General features: G+C 76.9%; 1 protein-coding gene and 1 pseudogene. Both read left to right on the plus strand.

Features of this window, described 5'->3' with window-relative positions; translation table 11 throughout:
- Window positions 1–1,026: M20/M25/M40 family metallo-hydrolase (locus ABZ641_RS38060; RefSeq protein ID WP_359989211.1), on the plus strand; the 1,026-nt coding region annotated here is incomplete at its 5' end.
- A gap of 52 nt (window positions 1,027–1,078) precedes the next feature.
- Window positions 1,079–1,270: pseudogene (locus ABZ641_RS38065) on the plus strand (Ldh family oxidoreductase); the annotation flags it as partial.

The raw sequence follows: 1,270 nt of genomic DNA on the forward strand, positions 1-1,270 counted from the left end.
TTCCTCGCCTGCCAGCCCAACCTGGTGCTGCGGCTCGGCCCGCCGCTGCCGCACGCGCGCACCGTGATGTTCAACGTCCACCTGGACACCGTGGCCGGCCACGAACCCGTCTCCTTCGACGGGCGGCGCTTCCTCGGCCGCGGCGCGATCGACGCCAAGGGCCCGGCGGTCGCCCTGCTCGCCGGGATCCGCGCCGCGCGCGCCGCCGAACCGCTGGTCGGCACCGGGACGGGCGTGCTGGTGCAGGCCGTCTCCGGCGAGGAGGGCGGCGCGATGGGCACCTTCGGCACCCGCGTCCTGGTCGAGGCGGGCCACGTCGGCGTGCTCAACGTGTTCTGCGAGCCCACCGGCCTGCGCTACCTGCCCCGGGCCACCGCCGCCGCCACCGCCCGGCTGCGGGTCCGCGGCGAGGACGCCGTCGACGACCGCCCCGGCGACGGCCACAACGCCACCGTGCTGCTCGGCTACCTCGCCCAGCACCTGGCCCGCGAACTCGGCACCGCCGCGGCGCCCCGGGAGCGGGTCTGCATCGCCGGGATCGGCACCGGACCGCTGCACAACCGGGTCTACGGCCGCGGCGAGCTGCTGCTCAACGTCCCCTACCAGGACGCCGGTTCCGGGCGGCGGACGGAGGCCGCGGTCGAAAGCGCCGTCCGCTCCGGCCTCGCCGCCTTCCGCCGCGAGTTCGCCGGCGTTCCGGAGTTCGCCCGGACAGCGGCCGACTGCGCCGAGGTCACCGGGCTCGACTGGCTGAAGCGCGGCCTGCCCACCCTCGACGGCGCCCACCCGGGCCTGGAATCCCTGCTGCGACAGGCCGGGGTCGACCGCTGGCCGGCCCACGAGCCGGCCTTCACCTGCGACGCCATCTGGGCGGCCGGCCTGCCGGACGCCTTCACCGTCGTGCTCGGCCCCGGCGGCCTCGGCACCAACCGGGCGCACGCCGAGGGCGAGTTCGCCGACCTCGACCAGCTGGACGGCTTCGCCGCGGCCGTCGCCCGGCTGCTCGTCGCCTTCGCCCGCCGCTGAGCCGGCATCCCGGGCCCCGGCCCGACCACCACCCGACACCAGGAGCAAGTCCGTGACCCCTGTGGCGTCCGCGCCCGCCCCGACCACCGCCCGTGTCCCGTACCCCGACCTGATCCGCTTCACCACCGAGGTGTTCACCGCCCACGGCCTGCCCGCCGACCGGGCGCTGGCCTCCGCCGAGGCGCTCTGCCACGGCGACGCCGCCGGCCTGACCTCGCACGGACTGACCAACCTCTCCCGGCTC

This window comes from Kitasatospora sp. NPDC007106, assembly GCF_040634455.1.
Taxonomy (GTDB): Bacteria; Actinomycetota; Actinomycetes; order Streptomycetales; family Streptomycetaceae; genus Kitasatospora; species Kitasatospora arboriphila.